The 25,264-nt window shown below is 71.8% G+C and carries 22 protein-coding genes; 14 read left to right on the top strand and 8 right to left on the bottom strand.

Features of this window, described 5'->3' with window-relative positions; genetic code table 11:
• The first annotated feature begins 112 nt into the window (after window positions 1-112).
• The 3 genes from RGI145_RS16595 to RGI145_RS16585 all read left to right on the top strand — a co-directional run bounded on the left by RGI145_RS16595 (window position 113) and on the right by RGI145_RS16585 (window position 5,766).
• Complete coding sequence (locus RGI145_RS16595) at window positions 113-1,591, top strand: lytic transglycosylase domain-containing protein (RefSeq protein ID WP_075799231.1); 1,479 nt, start codon at window positions 113-115, stop codon at window positions 1,589-1,591.
• 150 nt (window positions 1,592-1,741) lie between these two features.
• Window positions 1,742-3,082, top strand: coding sequence for a diaminopimelate decarboxylase (lysA, locus tag RGI145_RS16590; protein ID WP_075799230.1), 1,341 nt, complete (start codon window positions 1,742-1,744; stop codon window positions 3,080-3,082).
• A complete protein-coding gene (locus tag RGI145_RS16585) occupies window positions 3,079-5,766 on the top strand; it encodes a DUF4175 domain-containing protein (protein ID WP_075799229.1) in 2,688 nt (895 codons plus the stop codon). The genes lysA and RGI145_RS16585 overlap by 4 nt, the downstream gene beginning before the upstream one ends.
• Window positions 5,767-5,844: 78 nt before the next feature.
• Here the strand turns inward: RGI145_RS16585 and RGI145_RS16580 are convergent, their stop codons facing one another.
• The gene (locus tag RGI145_RS16580; protein ID WP_075799228.1) at window positions 5,845-6,303 is read right to left on the bottom strand and encodes a MaoC family dehydratase; all 459 of its coding nucleotides are present in this window, start codon (window positions 6,301-6,303) and stop codon (window positions 5,845-5,847) included.
• 224 nt (window positions 6,304-6,527) lie between these two features.
• On the opposite strand from RGI145_RS16580, the gene RGI145_RS16575 reads away from it, so the two are divergent.
• The 5 genes from RGI145_RS16575 (at window position 6,528) to RGI145_RS16560 (ending at window position 11,542) form a co-directional block, all read left to right on the top strand.
• Window positions 6,528-7,283 (top strand): GntR family transcriptional regulator, encoded by a 756-nt coding sequence (locus tag RGI145_RS16575; RefSeq protein WP_075800139.1) that lies wholly within the window; start codon window positions 6,528-6,530, stop codon window positions 7,281-7,283.
• Window positions 7,280-7,444, top strand: a complete 165-nt coding sequence (locus RGI145_RS25165) for a hypothetical protein (protein ID WP_156878578.1) — start codon at window positions 7,280-7,282, stop codon at window positions 7,442-7,444. Before RGI145_RS16575 ends, RGI145_RS25165 begins: the two co-directional genes overlap by 4 nt.
• Window positions 7,441-9,093, top strand: coding sequence for a thiamine pyrophosphate-binding protein (locus RGI145_RS16570; RefSeq protein ID WP_075799227.1), 1,653 nt, complete (start codon window positions 7,441-7,443; stop codon window positions 9,091-9,093). Before RGI145_RS25165 ends, RGI145_RS16570 begins: the two co-directional genes overlap by 4 nt.
• Window positions 9,094-9,229: 136 nt before the next feature.
• Window positions 9,230-10,492 carry an NAD(P)/FAD-dependent oxidoreductase gene (locus RGI145_RS16565; RefSeq protein ID WP_075799226.1) on the top strand — a complete coding sequence of 421 codons (1,263 nt, stop codon included), beginning with the start codon at window positions 9,230-9,232 and terminating at the stop codon, window positions 10,490-10,492.
• A gap of 81 nt (window positions 10,493-10,573) precedes the next feature.
• Window positions 10,574-11,542, top strand: coding sequence for a D-2-hydroxyacid dehydrogenase (locus RGI145_RS16560; RefSeq protein WP_075799225.1), 969 nt, complete (start codon window positions 10,574-10,576; stop codon window positions 11,540-11,542).
• 62 nt (window positions 11,543-11,604) lie between these two features.
• On the opposite strand, the gene RGI145_RS16555 is transcribed toward RGI145_RS16560, so the two are convergent.
• Entirely contained in the window at window positions 11,605-11,820 is a 216-nt protein-coding gene (locus tag RGI145_RS16555) for a hypothetical protein (RefSeq protein ID WP_075799224.1), read from the bottom strand.
• A 77-nt stretch (window positions 11,821-11,897) separates the two neighbouring features.
• Window positions 11,898-12,374 carry a TlpA family protein disulfide reductase gene (locus RGI145_RS16550; RefSeq protein ID WP_075799223.1) on the bottom strand — a complete coding sequence of 159 codons (477 nt, stop codon included), beginning with the start codon at window positions 12,372-12,374 and terminating at the stop codon, window positions 11,898-11,900.
• Window positions 12,375-12,570: 196 nt separating this feature from the next.
• Between RGI145_RS16550 and argH the strand changes: the two genes are divergently transcribed.
• The 4 genes from argH (at window position 12,571) to RGI145_RS16535 (ending at window position 15,817) form a co-directional block, all read left to right on the top strand.
• Window positions 12,571-13,899: an argininosuccinate lyase gene (gene argH / locus RGI145_RS16545; RefSeq protein ID WP_237183299.1), complete on the top strand. Its 1,329-nt coding sequence runs from the start codon at window positions 12,571-12,573 to the stop codon at window positions 13,897-13,899.
• Entirely contained in the window at window positions 13,896-14,024 is a 129-nt protein-coding gene (gene lptM / locus RGI145_RS25820) for an LPS translocon maturation chaperone LptM (RefSeq protein ID WP_237183106.1), read from the top strand. The genes argH and lptM overlap by 4 nt, the downstream gene beginning before the upstream one ends.
• Before the next feature lie 245 nt (window positions 14,025-14,269).
• Window positions 14,270-15,253 carry an SAM-dependent methyltransferase gene (locus RGI145_RS16540; protein WP_237183105.1) on the top strand — a complete coding sequence of 328 codons (984 nt, stop codon included), beginning with the start codon at window positions 14,270-14,272 and terminating at the stop codon, window positions 15,251-15,253.
• 213 nt (window positions 15,254-15,466) lie between these two features.
• On the top strand, window positions 15,467-15,817 hold the full coding sequence (locus tag RGI145_RS16535) for a septal ring lytic transglycosylase RlpA family protein (protein ID WP_237183104.1): 351 nt from the start codon (window positions 15,467-15,469) through the stop codon (window positions 15,815-15,817).
• Between the two features lie 156 nt (window positions 15,818-15,973).
• Here the strand turns inward: RGI145_RS16535 and RGI145_RS16530 are convergent, their stop codons facing one another.
• Window positions 15,974-18,280, bottom strand: coding sequence for an NADP-dependent malic enzyme (locus tag RGI145_RS16530; RefSeq protein WP_083670842.1), 2,307 nt, complete (start codon window positions 18,278-18,280; stop codon window positions 15,974-15,976).
• 381 nt (window positions 18,281-18,661) lie between these two features.
• On the opposite strand from RGI145_RS16530, the gene pncA reads away from it, so the two are divergent.
• The gene (gene pncA, locus RGI145_RS16525; protein ID WP_075799219.1) at window positions 18,662-19,324 is read left to right on the top strand and encodes a bifunctional nicotinamidase/pyrazinamidase; all 663 of its coding nucleotides are present in this window, start codon (window positions 18,662-18,664) and stop codon (window positions 19,322-19,324) included.
• 61 nt (window positions 19,325-19,385) lie between these two features.
• On the opposite strand, the gene RGI145_RS16520 is transcribed toward pncA, so the two are convergent.
• Window positions 19,386-20,564 (bottom strand): MFS transporter, encoded by a 1,179-nt coding sequence (locus tag RGI145_RS16520; RefSeq protein ID WP_075799218.1) that lies wholly within the window; start codon window positions 20,562-20,564, stop codon window positions 19,386-19,388.
• A 100-nt stretch (window positions 20,565-20,664) separates the two neighbouring features.
• Here RGI145_RS16520 and RGI145_RS16515 point away from each other — a divergent pair, with 100 nt between their 5' ends.
• Window positions 20,665-21,576, top strand: coding sequence for a LysR family transcriptional regulator (locus RGI145_RS16515; RefSeq protein ID WP_075799217.1), 912 nt, complete (start codon window positions 20,665-20,667; stop codon window positions 21,574-21,576).
• A gap of 489 nt (window positions 21,577-22,065) precedes the next feature.
• Here the strand turns inward: RGI145_RS16515 and RGI145_RS16510 are convergent, their stop codons facing one another.
• Genes RGI145_RS16510 through RGI145_RS16500 form a run of 3 tightly spaced genes read right to left on the bottom strand, consistent with a single transcriptional unit; the run spans window position 22,066 to window position 25,239 of the window.
• A complete protein-coding gene (locus tag RGI145_RS16510; RefSeq protein WP_075799216.1) occupies window positions 22,066-23,055 on the bottom strand; it encodes a branched-chain amino acid ABC transporter permease in 990 nt (329 codons plus the stop codon).
• Window positions 23,056-23,060: 5 nt separating this feature from the next.
• Window positions 23,061-23,945, bottom strand: coding sequence for a branched-chain amino acid ABC transporter permease (locus RGI145_RS16505; protein ID WP_075799215.1), 885 nt, complete (start codon window positions 23,943-23,945; stop codon window positions 23,061-23,063).
• A 55-nt stretch (window positions 23,946-24,000) separates the two neighbouring features.
• A complete protein-coding gene (locus RGI145_RS16500) occupies window positions 24,001-25,239 on the bottom strand; it encodes an ABC transporter substrate-binding protein (RefSeq protein WP_075799214.1) in 1,239 nt (412 codons plus the stop codon).
• Window positions 25,240-25,264: the final 25 nt, after the last annotated feature.

The following is a 25,264-nucleotide window of genomic DNA, read 5'->3' as shown; positions in this document are numbered from 1 at the left end:
CCCCGCCGCAACCCTTCCGAAGCCATTCCCCCGCTATAGCCCTTCCCGCTGCCCGGCCCCCGGAGGGAAGGCATCGGGATGAACCGTTGGGGGAGGCTCATCAGGAAGGCCCATGGCGAAACGCGCGCTCTCCCTGCTGCCGCTCCTGCTGCTGCTCTCGGCCTGCGGCCCGCCCGCCTATACCAGCCGCTTCGTCTGGGACGGCCGCCGCGGCTATGACGGCAACGGCGACTATGGCTACGACACCGCCGCGGCCGGCGCCTCCCGCGCCGAGGCCCGCGGCTACCTCTCCCACGCCGCGCGCTCCTACCGCGCGCCCGGCCCGGAGGGCGATCCCTGGGGTCCGCATGTCCACGAGGCCGCCAGCCGCTTCGCGATCCCGGAACGCTGGATCCGCGAGGTCATGCGCCAGGAATCCGCCGGCAACCCCACCGCCACCAGCCGTGTCGGCGCCATGGGGCTGATGCAGGTGATGCCCGCCACCTACGACATCCTGCGCTCACGCTACGGCCTGGGCTCCGATCCCTATGAGCCGCGCAGCAACATCATGGCCGGCGCCGCCTATATCCGGGAGATGTCGGACCAGTTCGGCGCCCCGGCCTTCCTCGCAGCCTACAATGCGGGGCCACAGCGCCTTTCCGACTATCTGGCGGGCTATTCCGAGCTGCCGGGGGAGACGGTGAACTACCTCGCCCGCATCGCCCCGCGCCTGGGCAACGAGGTCGCCATGACCGGCCCGCTCGCCGGCTTCGCCACCGGCTCGGGCACGGCCTATGCCTATAACGACCCGGCCAACCGCGCCTATGACGGCGGCGGCCTCGTCACCGCCTCCGCGCCCACCGGCGGCTACACGGGCACGGGCGGCGCCGCTTATGCCGCCCGCCCGCCCGCCACTCCGGCGGCCGCCCCGGGGGCCACCCGCCTGGCCGGCGCCCGCCACCCCGCCACGGGCGCCTATACGCCCACCTATGCGCCGCCCGCCTATGCGGCGGAGGACCCCGCCAACCGCGCCTATGAGGGCGGCGGGCTGGTCGCGGATGGCGGCGCCTATGCCGACGACCCGGCCAACCGCGCCTTCGACGGCGGCGGCCTCGTCACCAGCCTGAGCCCGACCGGCAACCGCACCGGCGAAGGGGGTGGCAACCCGGTGATCCCGGCCGCCTATGCGGCCCGGGAGCCCGCCTACGCCGCCCCGCCCCCCGCACCGGCCCGTGGCGCCCCGCCGTCCTGGACCGGCAGTGCCCAGGCCGCCGAGGCTCCGCCGGCGCAGCGCCCGGCACCCGGCACCCTGGCCCTCCCGGCCCGCTATGGCGGCGCCGCGCCGGTTGCCATGGCCGGAGGAGGGGGCGGCTGGGGCATCCAGGTCGGCGCCTTCCCCGACCCGGCCATCTCCCGCGCCGCCCTTTCCGTCGCCCGCTCGCGCACCAACGGCCTGCTCGCCGGCGCGCAGGACAGCATCACCCCGGTCAGCCATGGCGGCACGCTCTACCGCGCCCGCCTGACCGGAATTTCCGCCGAAAGCGCCGGCAACGCCTGCCAGCGCCTCCAGGGCAGCGGCATGCCCTGCTTCACCGTCCCGCCGGGCTCCTGAATTTCCGGCTCCGGGGAAAGGCCGGGCCTTCCCCCGGGGAGGCCCAAGGGAAGTCACGCCATCCTCCCCGCCTCTTGCGCGGCGTTGCGGAAAACAGCACCTCTTTCCGCTTTCAACCGACCCCCCGGTCACCGCAGATTAGGCAAGACCATGGCTTCCCCCGCTCCCCTGGCCCCGCAGACGCCGGACCCGTCCTTCGCCGAACTGCTGGCGCAGCGGCCGCAGCTCACCGCCCATGCGCAGGATGGCCTTTGCCTGGAGGATGTTCCGCTCGCCGCCATCGCGGCCAAGGTCGGCAGCCCGACCTGGGTCTATTCCGCCAACACCCTGCGCCGCCGCGCCCGCGCGCTGCGCGAGGCCCTGGCCGGGGCGGGGCTCGACGCCTCGATCCACTACGCCATGAAGGCCAATGACAACCTCGCCGTGCTGCGCCTGCTGGGCGCGGAGGGCCTGGGCACCGACGTGGTCAGCGGCGGGGAGCTGCACGTCTCCGAGGCCGCCGGCATCGGCGCCGCCCGCAGCGTCTTCTCCGGCGTCGGCAAGACCGAGGCCGAGATCCGCACCGCGCTGGCCGCCGGCATCTTCCAGATCAACGCCGAGAGCGCGGAGGAGGTGGAGATGCTCTCCGCCATCGCCGCCTCGATGGGCCTCCTGGCCCCGGTGGCGATCCGCGTGAACCCGGACGTGGATGCCCGCACCCACGCCAAGATCACCACCGGCAAGGCGGAGAACAAGTTCGGCGTGGCGCTGGACGACGCCGCCGCCCTCTATGCCCGCATGGCCTCGCTGCCCGGCATCCGCCCGATCGGCATCGCCGTGCATATCGGCTCGCAGATCACCGAGGGCATGTCCGCCTACCGCGCCGCCTATGCCAAGGTGGCCGAGCTCGTCACCGCGCTGCGCAACCGCGGCCTGCCGGTGGAGCGGGTGGATTGCGGCGGCGGCCTCGGCATCCCCTATCGCGACGAGACCGCGCCGCTGCCCGAGGCCCTGGCCGGCGCCATCGCCAGCACGCTCGGCCCCCTCGGCCTGCCGGTGATGATCGAGCCCGGCCGCTGGATCGCCGGCCCGGCCGGGGTGCTGCTCTCCCGTGTGGTGCTGGTCAAGCGCGGCGCCACCCGCCGCTTCGTGGTGCTGGATGCGGGGATGAACGACCTGATGCGCCCTGCCATGTACGAGGCCTGGCACGGCATCCTCCCCGTCGCGCCGCAGTCCTTCCACGCCCCGCTCTCGCCCGCCGACGTGGTCGGCCCGGTCTGCGAGACCGGTGACACTTTCTCACGCGGCAGGGGCTTGCCCGAACTCGCCGCGGGCGATCTCGTGGCCTTCCTGGATGCCGGTGCCTACGGGGCCTCGATGTCCTCCACCTACAACGCGCGCCCCCTCGCCGCCGAGGTGCTGGTGGACGGGGCGCGCTGGGCCCTGGTGCGCGAACGCCAGAGCCTCGACGACCTGCTGGCCCACCAGCGTCTGCCGGAGTGGATGGGATGACCGATCTGCCAGAGGGCGTTTCCCGGAGGCTGAACCGCCAGCGCCGCCTCGCGCGGCTGGCCCTGCTCTGGGAAGCCCTCTGGCCCCGGGCCTGGCCGGTGCTCGGCGTGCTGGGCCTCTTCCTCGTGGTCGCCCTGTGCGGCCTCTTCCTGCATGTGCCCCTCTGGGCGCATCTGCTCCTCCTGCTGGGCTTCGCCGCCGCCCTGGCCCGGGCCGCTTGGCGCGCCACGCGCGGCTTCGCCGCCCCGGCCCCGGCGGCGGCCGACCGCCGCATCGAATCCGCCTCCGGCCTGCGCCACCGCCCCCTCGCCACGCTGGGCGACCGCCCCGCCGGCGACGATCCCGCCGCCCTGGCACTGTGGCAGGCCCATCTCGCCCGGCAGGCGGCACGGCTCCGCGACCTGCGCGTCGGCGCGCCCCGGCCCGGCCTGCCGGCGCGCGACCGTCGGGCGCTGCGCCTCGGCCTCGTGGTGGCCCTGGCGGCGGGCTTCGTGGTGGCGGGCGACGAGGCCGGCGAGCGCATCCGCCGCGCCCTGCTGCCCAGCCTGGGCCAGCCCGCCCCGGTCCCCGGCCTGCGGCTGGAGGCCTGGGTGACGCCGCCCGGCTATACCGGCGTCGCTCCGCTCTTCCTGCAGCCGGGCAGCCCCGGCTTCAGCGTCCCCGCCGGCTCCGCGCTGCGCGTCGCCCTGTCCGGCGGCCAGGGCGGCACGCCGGAGCTGCGCCTGGGCGGCAAGGACCGCGGCTTCGAGATGCTGGACCGCGACAGCTTCGGCATCGAGGCGCCGCTGGAGAATGGCGGCCGCCTCGCCATCCGCCGCGACGGCGCCGAGATCGCCGGCTGGGAGGTCTCGGTCCAGGCCGACGCCCCGCCCAGCATCGCCTTCGCCGAGCCGCCCGGCCCGGCGCCGCGTGGTCATGCGCTGCGCCTGCCCTGGACCGCCGAGGATGACTGGGGCGTCGCCGCCGCGCGGGCCGAGATCCGCCTGGAGGCCCGCCCGGACGCCGAGCCCCTGACCGTGCCGCTCACCCTGTCCGGCAGCAACCCGCGCCAGCAGCGCGGCACCGCCCAGCCCGATCTCAGCGCCCATCCCTGGGCGGGACTGCCGGTGCAGTTGCGGCTGGTGGCGCGCGACGGCGCCGGCCAGGAAGGCCGTTCGGAGGAGATGACGCTCATCCTGCCGGAGCGCCCCTTCAACCATCCCGTGGCGAAGCTGCTGATCCAGTTCCGGCGCATGCTTTCCCTGTCGCCGCAGGTCCGCGCGCCCGTCGTGGCCGGGCTGGAGGGCGTCCTGTCCTCGCCGGAGGCCTTCGACGACGACACCACCATCTTCCTGGCGCTGAGCGCCGCCCGCAGCCGCCTGATCCGGGACCGCCGCCCCGATGCGGTGGACGAGACCCAGGCCATCCTCTGGGACACCGCCCTGGCGCTGGAGGAAGGGCGGACCGACCGCACCGCCCGCGCCCTCGCGGAAGCGCGCAAGGCCCTGGAGGAAGCCCTGCAGCAGCGCGACCCGAACCAGGGCGACCCGAACCAGGGCGAGGCGGAGCGCCGGGCCGAGATCGAGAAGCGCATCCAGGAGCTGCGCGAGGCGATCGACCGCCATCTCCAGGCCCTGGCGGAGAAGCTGAGCCGCGAGAACGGCGAGGCCATGCCGCGCGAGGATGCGCGCCGCCTGGACAACCGCGAGCTCGACCGCCGCACCCAGCGCATGCAGGACGCCGCCCGCCAGGGGCGCGAGGAGGATGCGCGGCGCGAGCTGGCGGAGATGGAGGAGATGCTCAAGGCCCTGGAGGAAGGCCGCGTCGCCCGCGCCGACCGGGAGCAGCAGCGCCAGCAGAACCGCCAGCGCGGCCAGGGCCAGATGAGCGTGATGCAGGACATGGTGCGGCGGCAGGCGGAGCTGCTGGACCGTGCCCACCGGCGGGAACAGGACAGCGAGGCGGAGGAGGGCCAGGACCAGATGGGCCAGAACCCGCCGAACCGGCCCATGCCCTTCGGCATGCAGCAGCGCCCGGGAAGCCGCAGCCCCCCCGCGCGGAACCAGCCGGGCAGCCAGCAGGATCGCGCCCAGGCCGGCCGTGACGGCCAGCAGCCCGGCGATGCCGAGGCGCAGCGCGACGGGCGCACCCAGCGCGCCCTGCGCCGCGCCCTGGGCGAGCTGATGCAGCAGTTCGGCGACCTGACCGGGGAGATCCCCGAGCCGCTCGGCCGCGCCGATCAGGCGATGCGCGAAAGCGCCGAGGCCCTCCAGTCCGGCCGCGACTCCCAGGCGCAGCAGCAGCAGGCCCTGCGCGAGCTGACCGAGGGCGGCCGGCAGATGGCCCAGGCGATGCGCCGCCAGTTCGGCCCCGGACAGCAGGGCGACGGCCAGCAGGGCGAGGGGGAAGGCGAGGGCGAGGAAGGCGACGGCCCCGGCATGGCCGGCAACCAGCCCGGCAACGGCCAGGATGGCGGCCAGGGCCAGGACCAAGCGAGCGGCCAGGGCCGCGGCCGGGACCCGCTCGGCCGCTCCACGCGCGAGAATGCCGGCTCGGCCAGCGACGGCAACGACACCCGCGTGCCCGATCAGGCCGAGATGCTGCGCACCCGCCGCATCCAGGAGGAACTGCGCCGCCGCGTCGGGGAGCGCGAACGCCCGGCGCAGGAGCTGGACTACTACGACCGCCTCCTGCGGCAGTTCTGAACCCCGATCGCCACGGCGCCTCCTGGCTGTCCGCCGGGGGCCATCGCATCACGCCGGTGGCGGAGGGAACCGTCCGGCTCAGCCCGCCACGCGGCACGGCACCAGGGCCGAGGTGATGGTGGACTGCACCACCTCCTCCGCCTGGTTCTTCGTGGTGATGCGGGCCTTCATGATGCCCCGGTCGGGGCGGGAGCGTGAGGGGCGCATCGAGAGCACCTCCACCACCACATGCAGTTCGTCGCCGGGCCTGACCGGGCGCACCCAGACCAGGTTCTCCAGCCCCAGCCCCTGGCCGCCCCCGGCGATGGGCGGCAGGGCGTCCTGGATGAACAGCCGCATCGTGACGGCGGCGGTGTGCCAGCCGCTGGCCACGAGCTGGCCGAACTGGCTGCGGGCCGCTTCCGCCTCGCCCAGGTGCTGGGGCTGCGGATCGAACTCCCGGGCAAAGGCGATGATGGCGTCCCGCTCCATCCGGTAGGGCCCCGAGCGGAAGACCTGCCCCGCCGCGAAATCCTCGAAGTAATGCGGCTCCCTCATGCCGGGCGCCTCCCGGTCGCCTGGTCCGGCCTGAGGGTAGGGACGGAGGGAGGGGTGGGGGATGGAGGCATGGCAGGACCCTTGTCGTCGGTCGCGGAGGCACCGCCCTTGGGCGGCGGAACGGAAGGCGCCGATCCTGGGCTGGCAGGAAAGGCTTGTCAGGTGGCCCGGAAATGTATTCACTTCTGGATGCAGACAGGCACACCTGCAGGACCGCCCGGCCCGTGACGCTTTCCACCACCATCCAGCGATCGGCCGACCGCCTTCACGAGCGGTTGAAGGCGATGGTGGCCGCCTATCACCTGCGCCCGGGGGAGCGGATCAACGAGGTCGAGCTGGCACGCCGCTTCGGCGTCAGCCGCACCCCGCTGCGGGAGGCGCTGAACCGCCTGGCCTCCGAGGGCTTCCTGCTGGCCACGGCCAACCGCGGCTATCATGTCCGCCCGCTGGATGCGGCGCAGGTGCTGCGGCTGTACGAATACCGCGCCGTGCTGGAGACCGGGGCGCTGCGCCTGTCGGCGGAACGCGCGCCGCCGGAGGCGCTGGAGGCGCTGCGGAATTTCGCCCAACGCAGCCGCGACGAGCCGGAGGACGATGCCCAGGCCCTGCGGCTGCTCTCGCTGGACGAGGAATTCCACGAACGGCTGGCCGCGCTGTCCGGAAACGAGGAGCTGGTGCGGGCGCTGCGCGGGCTGAACGAGCGGATCCGCTTCGTGCGCTGGATCGACATGCAGAACCGGCGCGGCGGCACGCAGGGGGAGCATCTGGAGATCCTGCGCCTGGTGACGAGCGGGGAGGGCGAGGCGGCGGAGGCGCTGCTGCGCCGGCATATCGGCCGGCGGCTCGACCAGATCACCGAGGTCATCAAGGCGGGCTATGCCGAGATCTACACGGGCAACGCCCTGGCGGCGCATGTGATGGGGGCGGAAGGGACGGCGCCGGCCGGACCGCTGCCGCTCGCCGGAGAGGCGGGAGGGTGACGATGCGGGCGGTCTTCGTGGAGGCCGGCGACGCACCGGCGGATGTGGCGCCGGACCGGCTTCCGGCCCATTCCGCCCTCCGCACGCCGGAGGCCAGCAACAACCTGATCGAGGCGGCGCCTGAGCATTGCCGCCATATCCAGCGGGAGAACGAGAAATGACCACGCGTACCGGAGGGCAGATCCTCGTCGATCAGCTCGTCGCCCAGGGTGTGGAGCATGTCACCTGCGTGCCGGGCGAGAGCTACCTCGCCGTGCTGGACGCGCTGCACGATGCCAGCATCGACGTGATCACCTGCCGCCAGGAAGGCGGCGCGGCGATCATGGCCGAGGCCTGCGGCAAGATGACGGGGCGTCCGGGCATCTGTTTCGTGACGCGCGGGCCGGGCGCCACCAACGCCTCCTGCGGCGTGCACATCGCCATGCAGGATTCGACGCCGATGATCCTCTTCGTCGGCCAGATCGCGCGCGAGATGCGGGAGCGCGAGGCGTTCCAGGAGCTCGACTACCGCGCCGTCTTCGGCAGCATGTGCAAATGGGCGACCGAGATCGACACGCCCGACCGCGTGCCGGAGATCGTGTCCCGCGCCTTCCGCGTGGCGATGCAGGGCCGCCCCGGCCCGGTGGTCATCGCCCTGCCGGAGGACATGCTGGTCGAGACGGCCGACGTGCCCGACGCGCCGCGCGTGGAGCCCGCCCAGGCGGCGCCGCTGCCCGCCGACATGGCGCGGCTGGGCGAGATGCTGCGCGCGGCGAAGCGGCCGCTGGCCATCCTGGGCGGCACCGGCTGGGACCAGGCGGCGGTGGACGCCTATGGCGACTTCGCCGGGCGCTGGAACCTCGCCACCTGCACCTCCTTCCGCCGCGCCGACCGGATGCGCTGGGACCATCCGCTCTATGTGGGCGATCTCGGCATCGGCCCCTCGCCGAAGCTGGCGGCGCGGGTGAAGGAGGCCGACCTGATCCTGCTGCTCGGCGGCCGGATGTCGGAGATGCCCTCCTCCTCCTACACGCTGCTCGACATCCCCGTGCCGAGGCAGACGCTCGTGCATGTGCATCCGGGCGCGGAGGAGCTCGGCCGCGTCTACGTCCCCACGCTCGCCATCCAGTCCGGCCCGCGCGCCTTCTGCGCCGCGCTGGCCGATCTGGCGCCGCCCGCCTCCCTCCCCTGGGCAGAGGATGCGCGGCAGGGCCATGCCGACTACCTCGCCTGGTCGGAGACGCCGCGACGGCTGCCGGGCGACTTCCAGTATGGCGAGGTGATGGCCTGGCTGCGCGAGCGCCTGCCCGGCGACAGCGCGCTGTGCAACGGCGCCGGCAACTTCGCGGGCTGGATGCACCGCCACTACCGCTTCTCGCAGCTCGGCACGCAGCTCGCGCCCACCTCCGGCTCCATGGGCTATGGCGTACCGGCGGCGATCATGGCCAAGCGCGTGCGGCCGGAGGCGATCGCGCTCTGCATCGCGGGCGACGGCGACTTCCTGATGTCGGGGCAGGAGATCGCGACCGCCGTGCAGCACGGCATCGCCAGCATCACCGTGGTCATCGACAACGGCATGTACGGCACGATCCGCATGCATCAGGAGCGCGAGTATCCCGGCCGCGTTTCCGCCACGAAGCTGCGCAACCCGGATTTCGCCGCCTATGCGCGCGCCTTCGGCGGCCATGGCGAAACGGTGCACGGCACGGCGGAATTCGCCCCGGCCTTCGAGCGCGCGGTGGAATCCGGCCTGCCCGCCGTGATCCACTGCTTCCTCGACCCGCGCGCGCTCTCGGTCGGGCGCGACATGCCGGAGGGCGCACCGATCTGACACGGGCGCTCCGGCGAAGCACGGTTGACCGGGCGTGGCGCCCGCAACCGCCGGCGGCGGAAAGCGCCACGAGTGGAAGGTCCGGGGGAAGGCAAAGCCTTCTCCCGAGAGAGCGACGGATGGAAGTGCGAGACCGATGAGTCGACATGTCGTGGTGATCGGGGCAGGGATCGTGGGCGCGGCCTCGGCGCTGGAGCTGTTGCGCGACGGGCACCGGGTGACGATCCTGGAACCGGGCGAGCCGGGCGGGCCGCAGGCGGCGAGCTACGGCAATGGCTGCTGGCTCTCGGTGCAGTCGGTGATCCCGCCGGCCGGCCCCGGGGTCTGGCGCAAGGTGCCGGGCTATCTGCGCGATCCGCTGGGGCCGTTGGCGATCCGCTGGAAATACTTCCCCAAAGTCGCGCCCTGGCTGGCGCGCTACCTGGCCGCGGGCTGGACGGAGGAGCGCGTGCTGCGCGTGGCGCGGGCGATGCAGCCGCTGCTGCACGACGCGCCGGCGCTGCACCGGCGGCTGGCGGAGGAATCCGGCGTGGCCGATCTGATCCAGCAGCGCGGCGACATCTACATCTACCCCTCCCGCACCGAGTTCGAGGCGGAGGCCATGGCCTGGCGCATCCGGCGGCAGGTCGGCATCCGCTGGGTCGAGCTCTCGGCCGAGGAACTGCACCAGCGCGAGCCCGACCTCTCCCGCCGCTACGGCTTCGGCGCCCTGGTCGAGGAAGGCGGCCACTGCACCGATCCCGGCGCGCTGGTGGCGGCGCTGGTGGCGCAGGCCCAGGCGCAGGGTGCGGTTCTGCTGCGCCTGCCGGCCACGGGCTTCCGCATCGATGGCAACCGGCTGACCGCCGTGGGCACGCCCTCCGGCGAGATCGCCTGCGACGCGGCGGTGATCAGCGCGGGCGCGCATTCCAGGCGCCTCGCCGCCGCGCTGGGCAACCACGTGCCGCTGGAGACGGAGCGCGGCTACCACGCCGTGCTGCGCGATCCGGAGGTGGCGCCGCGCTATCCGCTGATGCCCTCGGACGGCAAGATGGCCATTACCCTGACGCGCGGCGGGCTGCGTTGCGCCGGGCAGGTGGAGATCGCCGGGCTGGACGCCGCCCCCGACTGGCGGCGCGCGGAGATCCTGCGCGACCACCTGTTGAAGTCCTTCCCCGGCCTGCCGCGCGACCTGCCGGCGGAGCGGGTGGAGGTCTGGATGGGCCATCGCCCCTCGACGCCGGACGGCATGCCCTGCCTCGGCCCCTCGCGCCGCTCGCCGGATGTGATCCATGCCTTCGGCCATGGCCATGTCGGGCTTGTGGCCGGGCCGCGCACCGGGCGGCTGGTGGCGCAGATGGTGGGCGGGCGGGCACCCGAGATCCCGGTCGCGCCCTTCTCCCCGGCCCGCTTCCGCTAAGGCCGGGGCACCCTTCGCAGCCCGGCGATTTCGGCTGGCCCCCGCGCCCCTTTCCCCCCGATCCCGACAGGAGCTTCACGCATGTTTCCCGGCAAGGACGCGCTGACCATCTGCTTCGCCCACCCCGCCTACCAGATCCAGAAGCGCTTCGAGGCGCGCAGCACCGGCATCCGCAGCTTCCAGGTGGCGACGCGGGACGAACTGCTGGCCCGCGCGCCGGAGGCGGATGTGGTGGTCGTCTCGGGCCTCTGGAGCAACGAGGTGCTGAGCCGCACGGAGCGCCTGCGCTATGTGCAGTCCATCAGCGCGGGGGTGGACCAGTATGCTCAGCCCGCCTTCCGCGAACGCGGCGTGCGTCTGGCCAGCGCGGCGGGGGTGAACGCGAACGCGGTCTCCGAGCACGCCATCGCGCTGGTGCTGGCGGTCAGCCGGCTGTTCCCCATGGCGCGCGACAACCAGGCGAAGCATGTCTGGCGCGGCATGATCGGGGAGATCGCGAAGCGCGAGGACGAGCTGGGCGGCAAGACCATGCTCGTCGTCGGGCTGGGCCGCATCGGCGGGCGGCTGGCGCGGCTGGCCAGGGCCTTCGGCATGCATGTCATCGGCCTGCGGCGCGATCCCTCGGCGGGGGCCAACGGGGCGGACGAGGTGCATGCCACGGCGGCGCTGAAGTCCCTGCTGCCGCGTGCCGATTTCGTGGTGCTGACCTGCCCGCTGACGCCGGAAACGGAGGGGCTGATCGATGCCGGAGCGCTGTCGCTGATGAAGCCCTCGGCCCATCTGGTGAACGTGGCGCGCGGCAAGGTCGTGGTCGAACCGGCGCTGATCGAGGCGCTGCGGGAGGGCCGGATCGCCGGCGCGGCGCTGGACTGCGTGGCGGAGGAGCCACTGCCGGAAGCCTCGCCGCTCTGGGACCTGCCGAACGTCTTCGTCACCCCGCATACCGCCGGGGAAACAAGGCGCTACGAGGACAATGTCCTCGATATCCTGGAGGAGAACCTCGCCCGGCTCTGGCGCGGCGAGGCGGATCTGCGGAACCAGGTGGTCTGATGCCGGCGGCGGGGGAGGCCCCGCCGCCATCCGCCGGGGCCATGCCGCGCGAAGCCGGGGGCTCAGCCTTCCCGGTCTTCCTCCTCCGCGTCCTCTTCCTCGTCCTCGTACTCGACCTCCGCCCCGTTCACGACGGCGAGGCAGTCCGCATAGGTGGACAGGATCCAGTCCCGGTCGCACCGCGACGGGTCCGGCTCCGACTTCATGATGAGTTGCAGCAGGGCCAGGGCCACGGCGGCCTCGCTGTCGCCCGCGACCTTCACCTCGGGTTCGGCCATCGCCTCGCCTTCTCCTTGCGTGGTTGTACCCATGAAGACGTTCGCGCCCCCGCCGGGATGCCGGGGCGGGGGATGCCTCACGTGGAAGTGGGACGCTCCGGCGCCGGGGCGGCGAGCAGCCGGCGGATGGCCTCCAGCTTCCCCGGCGCGCTCCAGTCGGCGGAGCCTTCCAACCGGGCCACCTCGCGCCCCTGCCGGTCCAGCACCAGCGTGGTCGGCAACCCGCGCACGCCCAGCGCCCGCCCGGCCGCGCCCTGGGGGTCCAGCCAGATATCCAGGTTCCTCACCCGGGTGCGGGCATAGAAGCCGCGCACCTGTGAGGCGCCGCCCCGGTCGGAGGAAAGCGGCAGGACCAGGATGCCCTCCCGCTCCACCAGTTCCTGCAGCCGGTCGAGGGAGGGCATCTCCTCCACGCAAGGCGCGCACCAGGTGGCCCAGAAATTCACCACCAGCCCCTTGCCGGCGAAATCGGCCACCGTCTTCCGTGCGCCCTCCTCATCCGTGAAGGACAGCTCCGGCAGCGCCCGGGGCGGCCCCTCGACCAGTTGCCCCAACGGGGATGATCCTTGCGCGAAGGCTGGACGGGGCGGGAGGGCCATGCTCAACACTGCCCCTGCCGAGGTCCCGGCCGTCAGCGTGGCGAAAAGGGCTTGGCGGCGTCCGATCCTCAGCACGGGAAGTCCTCCACTCGTGTCCAGCAACAGCAACAGTCAGTGGGGCGGCCGCTACGCGGGCGGCCCCTCGGCGGTCATGCAGGCCATCAACGCATCGATCGGCTTCGACCGCGAGATGTGGCGCCAGGACATCCGCGGCAGCCTCGCCCATGCCGCCATGCTCGCCCATGTGGGGATCATCTCCCCGGAGGACGAGACTAGCATCCGCGACGGGCTGGAGGCCATCGCCGGGGAGATCGAGCGGGGCGAGTTCCCCTTCTCCGAGGCGCTGGAAGACATCCACATGAATGTGGAGGCCCGCCTGACCGAGCGCATCGGGGAGGCCGGCAAGCGCCTGCACACGGCCCGCTCGCGCAACGACCAGGTGGCGCTGGACGTGCGCCTCTGGACCCGCGACGCCATCGACGGGCTGGACGCGCAGATCGCCGACACGATGCGCGCCCTGACGGATCGCGCAGCGGAACACGCCGCCACGGTGATGCCGGGCTTCACCCACCTGCAGCCGGCGCAGCCCACCACGCTGGGGCACCACCTGCTGGCCTATGTCGAGATGCTGTCGCGCGACCGTGGGCGCCTCGCCGACTGCCGCGCCCGGATGAACGAGAGCCCACTCGGCGCCGCCGCGCTCTGCGGCACCGGCTTCCCGATCGACCGGCACATGACGGCCACGGCGCTGGGCTTCGACGGCCCCACCCGCAACAGCCTGGATTCGGTGGCCTCGCGCGACTACGCGCTGGAGTTCCTCTCGGCCTGCGCCATCTGCGCCGTGCACCTCTCGCGGCTGGCCGAGGAGTTCGTGATCTGGACGAACCCGTATTTCGGCTTCGTCCGGCTCACCGACGCCTACACCACCGGCTCCTCGATCATGCCGCAGAAGCGCAACCCGGATGCGGCGGAGCTGGTGCGGGCCAAGCCGGGCCGCATCACCGGGGCGCTGGTCGGGCTGCTGACGGTGATGAAGGGCCTGCCGCTGACCTATGGCAAGGACATGCAGGAGGACAAGGAAGGCATCTTCGACGCCGCCGCCTCCCTGTCCCTGTCGCTGGCCGCCACCGCCGGGATGGTGCGGGACATGCAGCCGGACGCGGCGCGGCTGAAGGCCGCCGCCGGGGCCGGCTTCTCCACCGCCACCGACCTCGCCGACTGGCTGGTGCGGGAGCTGAAGCTGCCCTTCCGGGACGCGCACCACGTCACCGGCCGCCTCGTCGCGCTCGCGGAGAAGCGGGGCGTGGACCTCGCCGGCCTCTCGCTGGAGGAACTGCGCAGCGCCGAGCCGCGCATCCACCAGGGCGTCTATGACGTACTGAGCGTCGAGGCCTCGGTGAATTCCCGCACCTCCTATGGTGGCACGGCCCCGGCCAATGTCGCGGCCATGGCGGCGGAATGGAAGGCGCGGCTCGCATGATGCGGACCGCCCTGCTCCTGCTGGCGGCCTCCCTGGCGCTCGCCGCCTGTGGCCGCAGCGGCCCGATCCGCGCGCCGGGCCCGCCGGACCAGATCACCTATCCCCGGGCCTATCCGAGCCGCTGATCCCCGGCGGCTTCCGTCCGGAGGCAGGCACGGTCACCCCGAAGGTGGCCGCGGGAGCGGCGCCAAGCCCGGATGACCGCCGTCGGCACGGTATCGGGATGCGTCGGGCGGGCCCACCCGGCCCAGAGCCGGAAAAGACGGCTCAGGCGCATGGAGCGTGTCGCGCGAGGAATCCCGGGTGGACTTTCCCGCCAGGCGTGAAACAGGCACACAGGCGCTTCTGAAAGAGCGAGGGTAGGCCCCGGGTGTTTCGCTGGTTGTCGATGGGCCGGGTACGCCGGCGCGAGGCCGCGCTGGCCGCCTGGAACACCAAGGTCCTCGGCTCCCTCCTGGCCCGCCAGGCCTATGAGGCGGGGCTGGCCGGCTATGGCGTGCCGGCGCCGGAGACGCCGCAGCCCGCCGGGCTGACCGGGCGCCTGTGCCGGCAGGCCGATATCGAGGCGCCCTGGCTGCACCACTGGTGCGCCCGGCAGCGCATCGCCCCCCTCTATCACCGCAAGGTCTGGGAGGACTGCTTCGTCCCCCAGGCTCTCTGGGAGGCCGGGATGCTGGCGCCGGGGCGGCGCGGCCTGGGCTTCGCGGTGGGGGAGGAGCTGCTGCCCTGCATCTTCGCCGCCGACGGGGTGGAGGTCCTGGCCACCGACCTGCCGGCGGGCGACCCGCGCGCCCGGGAATGGATCCGAACCGCGCAGCACCTGTCGGCGCGGGAGCACCTGTTCCACCCCCATCTGATCGGGCGCGAGGATTTCGAGGCGCGGGTGGATTTCCGCCCCGTGGACATGGCCCGCATCCCGGAGGAGCTGATGCGGGGCGGGTTCGATTTCGTCTGGTCCGTCTGCTCCTTCGAGCATCTGGGCACGGTGGAGGCCGGGCTGGATTTCGTGCTGCGCGCCATGCGCTGCCTGAAGCCCGGAGGCATCGCCGTGCATACCACGGAGTTCAACATGCTCGACGAGGGGCCGGGGGTGGAGAAGGGCAGGACCGTGCTCTTCCGGCGCCGGCACCTGGAGGAGCTGGCACGCCGCCTGAGGGCGGCCGGGCACGAGCCGCTGCCGATGGATTACGAGCCCGGCCAGGGGCTCCTGGACCGTTTCGTGGATCTGCCGCCCTTCGCGGGACAGGGCGTCTGGCCCCTGCCGATCGACCCTGGCGACACCCCCCATCTCAGGCTTTCCGTGCGGGGCTGCATCTCAACTTCCGCGGGAATCATCATCCGCGCCGCTCAATGAAACGGCTTCGATATTAAAATCGGATCAGAAACGTTTTTACGTTTCAAGATTGCGCGATAAATTTAAACCCGCCATGCCCACCCCCGCGCGACAGAGGAGCAGCGTAGGGGCGTGAGAGGTAAGACAGTGCTGGCAGCGTGCCTGGGTCTGGGGGTGGCCCTGTCGGTTGCGCCGGGCATGGCCCGGGCGAGCGAAGGACCTGAGGAAGTGGTGATGCGCCTTGAGCCCGCCGTTTCCGCTCGGAAGGGGATGAAGGTCCAGCGTGGTCCAGCCTCCTATTATGCCGACCGCTTCCATGGCCGGAAGATGGCCAATGGCGAGCGTTTCGACCGGGATTCCAATTCCGCGGCGAGCCGGACGCTGCCGCTCGGCACGACCGTACAGGTGACGAACCTGGCGAACGGCCGCACCGCGACGGTGAAGATCGAGGACCGGGGCCCCTATGTCGGCAACCGCGTGATCGACCTGAGCCCGGCCACTGCCGAGACGCTGGGCATGATCAATGCCGGTGTCGTCATGGTCGAGGTCCGGCCCGTCCAGATGGCGAGCCTGCAGAACTTCTGAGTCTCGCCAAGCCATCCGGCCAGTCTGCCGCATCCCATCGCGGCACCATGGCCGGAACACGAAAAACCCCCGGCCTGGACATCCAGGCCGGGGGTTTTTCGTGGCCGCCGCCCGGGAAAGGCGGCGCCGGGACGGAGGCCCGCCCGGCGCCCTCCCTCAGCGGGCGATGGCGTCGTGCGCGGCCAGGCAGGCCATGTCCAGGATCTGGTTCACGCCGGCCGAGATGGGCACGATCTGCGCCGGCTTCTCCAGCCCCATCAGCACCGGGCCGATGGTGGTGGCGCTGGTCAGGCGCGGCGCCGCCTTGCTGAGGATATGGGCGGCGTGCAGCCCCGGCATGATCAGCACGTTCGCCGGGCCGTTCAGGCGGCAGAAGGGGTAGAGGGAGCGCAGCGCGGGATCGAGCGCCACATCGGCGGTCATCTCGCCGTCATACTCGAAGTCCACCTTGCGCTCGTCCAGCAGCTTCACGGCATCGCGGAGATTGGTGGGGACCGAGGTGCGCGCGTCGCCGAAGTTCGAGAAGCTGAGGAAGGCCACGCGCGGCTCCAGCCCCAGCCGCTTCGCCGCGGCGGCGGACTGGGTGGCGATGGCGGCCAGCGTTGCCGCGTCCGGGCGCGGATGGATCGCCGTGTCGGCGATCAGCACCGTGCCACGGGCGCGGGTCAGCATCATGGTCAGGCCGAAGAGCACGCTCTCCTCGGTGCCCTCCGGCGCCGGCGCCTTGCCCAGCGCCATGGTCACGCCCTTCAGCGTCTCGATATAGGAGCGGGTGGTGCCCGTCACCATGGCATCGGCATCGCCCAGCGCCACCATGCAGGCGGCGAAAACGTGCCGGTCCTGGTTCACCGCGCGCTGGCAGTCACGGAACAGGAAGCCCTGGCGCTGCTTGCGCTCGTACAGGTACTCGGCATAGCGCCGGTTGCTGTCGGACAGGGCGGCGTTGTGGATCTCCACGCCGTCGGGGAGCGGCAGGCCGAGCGCTCCGGCGGTGGCCATGATGCGGTCCTCCCGCCCCACCAGCACCGGCGTGCCATAGCCCGCGTTGCGGAAGGCGATGGCGGCGCGCAGCACCTTCTCCTCCTCGCCCTCGGCGAAGACGACGCGCTTCGGGTTGGCGCGCACGCGCTCGGTGATCGCCTCCAGCGCCCCCGCCGCCGCATCCAGGCGCCCGGCGAGGATGCGGGTGTAGCGGCGCAGGTCCTCGATCGGGCGGCGCGCCACGCCGCTCTCCATCGCCGCCTTCGCCACGGCGGGCGAGACATGGGAGATCAGGCGCGGGTCGAAGGCGTTGGGGATGATGTATTCCGGCCCGAAGCGCAGCGCGCTGCCGGCGGCGACCTCTTCCGGCACGTCCTCGCGCGCCAGCATGGCCAGCGCCTCGGCGGCGGCGACCTTCATGGTGTCGTTGATGGTGCTGGCCCGCACGTCCAGCGCCCCGCGGAAGATGAAGGGGAAGCCCAGGACGTTGTTGACCTGGTTCGGATAGTCGGAGCGGCCGGTGGCGACGATGGCGTCGGGCTTGGCGGCCTTGGCCTCGTCCGGGGTGATCTCCGGGTCCGGGTTGGCCATGGCGAAGATGATCGGCTTGTCCGCCATGGAGCGGACCATGTCCTGCGTCACCGCGCCCTTCACCGACAGGCCGAAGAAGGCGTCCGCCCCGGCCATGGCGTCCGACAGGGTGCGGGCCGCGGTGTCGATGGCATAGGCCGACTTCCACTGGTTCATGCCGTTGGTGCGGCCCCGGTACAGCACCCCCTTGGTGTCGCACATGGTGATGTTCTCGGGGCGCATGCCCATCGCCTTCACCAACTCGGCGCAGGCGATGGCGGCGGAGCCGGCGCCGTTGATCACCAGCCTCGTGGTCCTCAGGTCGCGGCCCGTCAGGTGGCAGGCGTTGATGAGGCCGGCGGCGGCGACGATGGCGGTGCCGTGCTGGTCGTCATGGAAGACCGGGATGTCCATCAGCTCGCGCAGGCGCTGCTCGATGACGAAGCATTCCGGCGCCTTGATGTCCTCCAGGTTGATGCCGCCGAAGGAGGGGCCCAGGAAGCGCACGCAGTTGACGAACTCGTCCACGTCCTCGGTGTTCAGGCACAGGTCCACCGCGTCCACGTCGGCGAAGCGCTTGAACAGGGCGGCCTTGCCCTCCATCACCGGCTTGGAGGCGAGCGCGCCCAGGTTGCCCAGGCCGAGCACGGCGGTGCCGTTGGAGATCACCGCCACCATGTTGCCCTTGGCCGTGTAGTCATAGGCGAGCGCCGGGTCGCGGTGGATGTGCAGGCAGGGTTCGGCCACGCCGGGCGAATAGGCGAGGCTGAGGTCGCGCGCGGTGATCAGCGGCTTGGTCAGCCGGATCTCCAGCTTGCCCGGCTTGCCCTCGGCATGGAGGGCGAGAGCCTCCTCCGCCGTGACGCGCGCGGTGCGCGAATCCTTGGGCGTCATCTTGGCCACGTCGTCCATCGTCCGAACCCCTCAACCGGTAACCTCTCCTTCCTTCCTATTGAGGTCCGCGCGCCCGCGAAAGCCAGCCGCTTCGCGCATGCGGCATGGCACGGATGCGATCCTGGGCCTGGACGAGGGCTTTCCATGCTTCCGGATGCGTCACGAGTGCCGCGACGGAAAATTCCATGGATAGCCGGGACGCCGTAATTTGCGTGCGCCGGAGGCCATGAAGGAGTTGCCGGAATTGCTCCGACCGGCCGGGATGGCCCTCCCGGGCGGCAGGAGGCCGGGAGCCACCGGCGGTCCGGAAAGGGCGGGGTCCCCGCGCGCCTGGAGGCCTTTCCAGGGGCGTCCGCCCGGAAGCTGGACGGCCGGGGCCGCGCGCGGGAAGCTGGCCGCATGTCCGCGCCGCCGCTCTCGCCGAACCCGGAAACCGATGTCCTGATCGTGGTGGACATGCAGCCCGACTTCATGCCGGGTGGCGCGCTGCCCGTCCCGGGCGGCGACGGGATCCTGCCGCTGGCCAATGCGCTGATGCCGCGCTTCGGGCGGGTGGTGGCGACGCAGGACTGGCATCCGCCGGGCCATCTCTCCTTCGCCAGCCAGCACCCCGGACGCGCGCCTTTCGAGATGGTGGACTTCCCCTATGGCCCGCAGACGCTGTGGCCAGATCATTGCGTGCAGGGCACGCCCGGTGCGGCCCTGCATCCGGCGCTGGAAACGCGCCCCTTGCAGGCGATCTTCCGCAAGGGGATGCGGCGGGAGGTGGACAGCTACAGCGGCTTCACCGAGAACGACCGCGAAACCGGCACGGGGCTGGCCGGCTACCTGCGCGCCCTGGGCGTGCGGCGCGTCTTCCTGTGCGGTCTGGCCACGGATTTCTGCGTCGCCGCCACGGCGCGGGATGCCACGGCGCAGGGTTTCGAGGCCGTGGTGATCCTCGACGCCTGCCGCGGCATCGCCGCGCCGCTGCCCGGCGGAGGCGACACGCTGGAAGCCGCCATGGAGGGGTTCCAGGATTCCGGGATCGCCGTCCTCGGCAGCACTGCCTTGCTGGGATGAGGGCCGGGGAGGACCGGGAACCTCCCTATACATTGGCCCCCTACCATTGGCCCCATGCCGTTCAGCCGCAGGCCCGGGCCAGTTCCGGGGCGGGGACCGGCCGCCGGCGGCGCAGGAGCAGCAGCATGGCGAGCCCGGCCGCCGCCATGGCCGCGCCGGCCACCGAGACCGCCGGATAGCCGAGGCCGGCATCGATCACGCCGCCGCCGAGCGCCGCGCCGATCGCGTTGCCGAGGTTGAAGGCACCGATATTCATCGCCGAGGCGAGGTTCGGCGCCTCCGCGGCGGTGGCCACCACCCGCGTCTGCAACGGCGGGACGATGGCGAAGCTGGCCACGCCCCAAAGGAAGATCAGCGGCGCCGCGGCAACCTCCCAGCGCATCCCGGCGGCAAAGAACAGCAGCAGCACGACCAGCGCGGCCAGGGCGCCGATCAGCGTGCCGTCCATGGAGCGGTCGGCGAGGCGGCCGCCCAGCCAGTTCCCGGCGGCCAGGCCGAGGCCATAAACGACCAGCATGGCAGTCACGAACCCCGAGTCCGCCCCGGCCTCCTGGCGCAGGATGGGGGCGATATAGGTGAAGACGGTGAACATGGCGCTGGCGCCCAGCACGGTCAGGCCCAGCGCGGCCAGCACCGGCCCGCGCCGCAGCACCCGCAGCTCCGCCCGCATGTCCGCCCCGGCCTCGGCCGGCAGCGGCGGCAGGGACAGGCGCAGCGCGATCATCGCGAGGACGCCCACCGCCGCGATGCCCCAGAAGGCCATCCGCCAGCCCACCGCCTCGCCCACCCAGGCGGCCAGCGGCACGCCGCCGATCGTGGCGATGGTCAGGCCGGAGAACATGGCGGCCACCGCCGCCGCGCGCCGTTCGGGCGGGACGAGACCGGCCGCCACCACCGCGCCCACGCCGAAGAAGGCGCCATGGTTGAAGGATGTGACGACGCGGGCGAGGAGCAACATGGAATAGCCGCCGGCCACCGCGGAAAGCAGGTTGCCCAGGGTGAAGATGCCCATCAGCCCGATCAGCAGGCGCCGGCGCGGCATCCGGGCGAAGGCGAGCGTCATGAGCGGGGCGCCGAGGAGCACGCCCATCGCATAGGCGCTGACCAGCAGCCCCGCCGCCGGGATGGAAACGCCGAGGTCGCCGGCGATCACCGGCAGCATGCCCATCGGGGCGAATTCCGTGACACCGATGCCGAAGGCGCCGACGGCCAGCGCCAGGAGAGGGGGGTTGAGGCTCATGCGGTTGGGTCCGGGAAATGGTCCGGCCCGGCACTTGGATGGCCCTGGTGCGGTGCGGTAGTAGGGGCGGCGGACCAGGATCTTTGCGCCGGAGGCACAGATGCCGCGTGAGAGGGTGGACCGGGCGGGCGAGATGGAGGCCTTCGCCATGGTGGCGCGGGAAGGCAGCCTGTCGGGCGCCGCCCGCGCGCTGGGCCTCACCCCCTCCGCGGTCAGCCGCATCGTCGCCCGCATCGAGGCGCGGCTGGGCGTGCGCCTGCTGCTGCGCACGACGCGGCGGCTGCGCCTGACCGCCGAGGGGGAGGCCTATGCCCGCGCCGCGACCCGCATCCTCTCCGACCTCGACGAGGTGGAGAGCGGCATCGCCGACCAGGCCTCGCCGCGCGGGCGGGTGCGGGTCAGCACCTCCATGGCGCATGGGCGGATGGTGATCGTGCCGCTGCTGGGGGCCTTCGTGGAGCGCTATCCCGGCATCAGCGTGGAGATCGACATCAACGACCAGATCGTCGATGTGCTGGGCGGCCGCGCCGATGTCGCGATCCGCTTCGGCCCGCTGGCCGACAGCCCGCTGTCCGCCCGGAAGCTGGGGGAGACCGGGCGCAGCGTGGTGGCCTCGCCCGCCTATCTCGCCCGGGCCGGGGTGCCGCGCGTGCCGGCCGACCTCGCCCGGCACAACTGCCTGGATTTCAGCTTCCGCCGCATCGAGCCGGGCTGGCCCTTCCGCGAGGGCGGGCGGGACCATCTGATGCGGGTTTCCGGCAACATGACCGCGAACAACGGCGAAACGCTGGTGCAGCTCGCCCTGCAGGGTGTCGGCATCACCCGCGTCGGGCATTTCCATATCGATGACGAGATCGCCGCCGGGCGGCTGGTGCCGCTGCTGGAGGAATACAACCCGCAGGACCGGGAAAGCATCCACGCGGTCTTCGTCGGTGGTGCCACCATGCCGGCCCGCATCCGCGTGCTGGTGGATTTCCTGGCGGAGCATCTGCGCCCGGCGGCGCGGGGATGAAGGCGCCGCCGTGCTCCCTGGGCCTGCCCCCCGGGGGAGAGGCTCCGCCTCTCTCCCCGGAACCCCCTCACCGCCAGGACGCTGCGCGCCCTGGACCCGATGAGCTGGCACGCGCGGTGAGCGTCAGTCCGAAGGTCCGGGCCCGCCGAGCGCCCGATGTCTCTTGCTTCCGGAAAGCGGCTTCGGCTATAGGAATATAATCAACATTTCGCCGCTATGCCGCCGGTCCCTGGAGGTGCGAACCTGGGCAGCATCCGCGTGTGCCAAGGGGTAGTGGTCCCGCATCCATTCAAACGAATAAAGGGATAAAATCCTAAAATCCTAAAGCCCTAAAAACCGGGATCGCAGGTAGGGCGAAAGACCCCGGCCCATGCGGGCGGGGGGCGACAGCTCCGGCGACAGACCGCGACGCCCCCGGAGAGCATGGCTCTCCGGCGCGATCCGGTGTCAGCCGACGCCTCGTTCCCCCGGACGGCGCCACGCACAGCCTCAGAGCTTCGTCTTCAGCAGTCGCCCGATCTCGCCGACGATGCCGGCGCGGAAGGCGACGACGCAGACGACGAAGATGGCGCCCTGGATCACCGTCACCCAGGCGCCGAAGGGGGCGAGGTAGTTCTGCATCGCCACGATCACCGAGGCGCCGACCACCGGGCCGAACAGCGTGCCGAGGCCGCCAAGCAGGGTCATCAGCACCACCTCGCCGCTCATCGACCAATGGACGTCGGTGAGGGTGGCGATGCCGAAGACCAGGGCCTTGGTGCCGCCCGCGACGCCGGACAGCGCCGCCGAGAGCACGAAGGCCATCAGCTTGTAGTCGTCGGCGCGGTAGCCGAGTGAGGTGGCGCGGGGCTCGTTCTCGCGGATCGCCTTGAGCACCTGGCCGAAGGGCGAATGGACGATGCGGTGGATCAGCAGGAAGCCGATCAGGAAGACCGCCGCCACCAGCCAGTACATCGTCATGTCCGGCGAAAGGTCGATCAGCCCGAAGAGGCGCCCGCGCGGCACGGACTGGATGCCGTCCTCGCCATGGGTGAAGGGCGCCTGGAGGCAGAAGAAGAAGACCATCTGCGCCAGGGCCAGGGTGATCATGGCGAAGTAGATGCCCTGCCGCCGGATCGCCAGCCAGCCGAAGAGCAGGCCCAGCACGGCGCCGACGACGCCGCCGGCGAGGATCGAGATCTCCGGCGTCAGCCCCCAGACCTTGGCCGCATGGGCGGCGAGGTAGCCGCCCATGCCGAAGAAGGCGGCATGGCCGAAGGAGAGCAGGCCGACATAGCCGATCAGCAGGTTGAAGGCGCAGGCGAAGAGGGCGAAGCAGAGCAGCTTCATCAGGAAGACGGGGTAGAGGATGAAGGGCCCCGCCAGCAGGAAGGCGACCAGCAGGACCAGGGCGATGCCCTGGCCCCGGCTGAAGCCGAGCAGGCCCGGCATGGCGGGCGGCGTGGTCAGGTCGCGCGGCGCGGTGGAACTGGCGGACATGGGGGTCAGGCCCTCCCGAACAGGCCGGCGGGCCGCACCAGCAGCACGATCGCCATGACGACGAAGATCACGGTGGAAGCCGCCTCGGGGTAGAAGACCTTGGTCATCCCCTCCACCAGCCCCAAGGCGAAGCCGGTGACCACCGAGCCCAGGATCGAGCCCATGCCGCCGATCACCACCACGGCGAAGACGGTGATGATGAGGCTGGAGCCCATCTGCGGGTTCACCGAATAGATCGGCGCCGCCAGCACGCCCGCCAGCGCCGCCAGCGCCACGCCGCCGGCATAGGTCAGGGTGACGAGGCGCGGCACGTTCACGCCGAAGGCCTGCACCAGCGAGGCGTTCTCGGTCGCGGCGCGCAGATAGGCGCCCAGGCGCGACTTCTCGATCACCAGCCAGGTGCCCAGCGACAGGATCAGCGCGGCCACCACCACCCAGGCGCGGTACATCGGCAGGATCATGAAGCCGAGATCGAGCGGCATGCCGGTCAGCGAGGCGGGCGGTGCATAGGGCATGCCGGAGGAGCCGAAATACTGCCGGAAGATGCCCTCGATCATCAGGGCGAGGCCGAAGGTCAGCAGCAGCCCGTAGAGCGGGTCCGCCCCCTGCACGCGGCGGATCAGCAGCCGTTCGATCACCACCCCCAGCACGCCCATGATGAGGGGCGAGAGGATCAGCGCGGGCCAGTAGCCGATGCCCAGCCAGTTCAGCAGCATCCAGGCGACGAAGGCGCCCATCATGAACTGCGCCCCATGGGCGAAGTTGATGACGTGCAGCATGCCGAAGATCACAGCCAGGCCCAGTGACAGAAGCGCGTAGAAGGCGCCGTTCACGAGGCCCAGGACGATCTGCGGCAGGCCCATCTCCAACTGGAACAACAGGTCTTCCATCTTGTGCCTCTCGGGACGCGGGGGGAGGGCGGCGCGCCGCCCTCCCCTTCAGGGATCAGGAGCGGACGAGCGGGCAGCCGCCGGCCGAGAGCGGCCGCCAGGCATCCTCGGCCGAGGTGGTTTCCAGCAGCTTGTAGTAGTCCCAGGGACCCTTGCTGTCGCCCGGCGCCTTCACCTCGAAGAGATAGGCCGGGTGTAGCTTGCGCCCGTCCTCGCGGATCTTGCCCGCGCCGAAGCAGTCGTCGTCGGTCGGCATGGCCTTCATGCGCTTCACCGTCTCCACGCCCGAGGCCTTGGCGGCGGCGGCGCCCATCTCGGCCACCACCTTCAGGTAGTGCAGCGCACCCGCATAGCAGCCGGCATGCGACATGGCGGGCATGTTGCCGTTCAGCGAACCCTTCACCCGGCTGGTGAAGGCGCGGGTGCGGTCGTTCAGATCCCAGTAGAAGCTCTCGGTGCAGACCAGCCCCTGGGCGGCGTTCAGCCCCAGCCCGTGCACGTCGTTGATGAACATCAGCAGCACGGCGATCTTGGTGCCGCGGCGGGTGACGCCGAACTCGGCCGCCTGCTTCACCGCGTTGATCGTGTCGGTGCCGGCATTGGCGAGGCCGATCACCTTGGCCCGGCTCTGCTGCGCCTGGAGGAGGAAAGAGGAGAAGTCGGTGCTCTGCAACGGGTGGCGCACCGAGCCCAGCACCTTGCCGCCGGCCTCCTTCACGAAGTTCGTGGTGTTCCTCTCCAGGTCATGGCCGAAGGCATAGTCGGCGGTGATGAAATACCAGCTATCGCCGCCCTGCTTCACCATCGCCCCGCCGGTGGACTTAGCGAGCATGTAGGTGTCGTAGGTCCAGTGGATGGTGTTGGGCGAGCACTGGCCGCCGGTCAGCTCCGTCGTGCCGCCGGTGGAGTTGACATAGACCTTGTTCTTCTCCCGCACGACGCTGTTCACCGCCAGCGCCACGGCGCTGTTGGGCACGTCGATGATCATGTCCACGCCATCCTGGTCGAACCACTGGCGGGCGACGTTGGCGCCGACATCCGGCTTGTTCTGGTGGTCGGCGGCCACGACCTCGACCTTCACGCCCTTGGCCTCGATGCCGCTGTCCTGCACCGCCTGGCGCACGCAGGCGACGGAGGTGGGGCCGGAGATGTCGCGGTACACGCCGGACATGTCGTTCAGCACGCCGATCTTGATCGTGCCCCCGGCCTGTGCCCGGGCCGGACGGAAGGGCAGCAGGCCCAGGGCGGGCAGGGTCGCTGCGCCGAGAAGGGTCGTGCGGCGGGAGAAGGTCATTTCCTGGGTTTCCCTGGCTTTCGTT

Source organism: Roseomonas gilardii, from assembly GCF_001941945.1.
Lineage (GTDB): Bacteria > Pseudomonadota > Alphaproteobacteria > Acetobacterales > Acetobacteraceae > Roseomonas.
The sequence above is the reverse complement of the archived record's forward strand: the minus strand, read 5'-3'. Positions and strand labels throughout refer to the sequence as shown.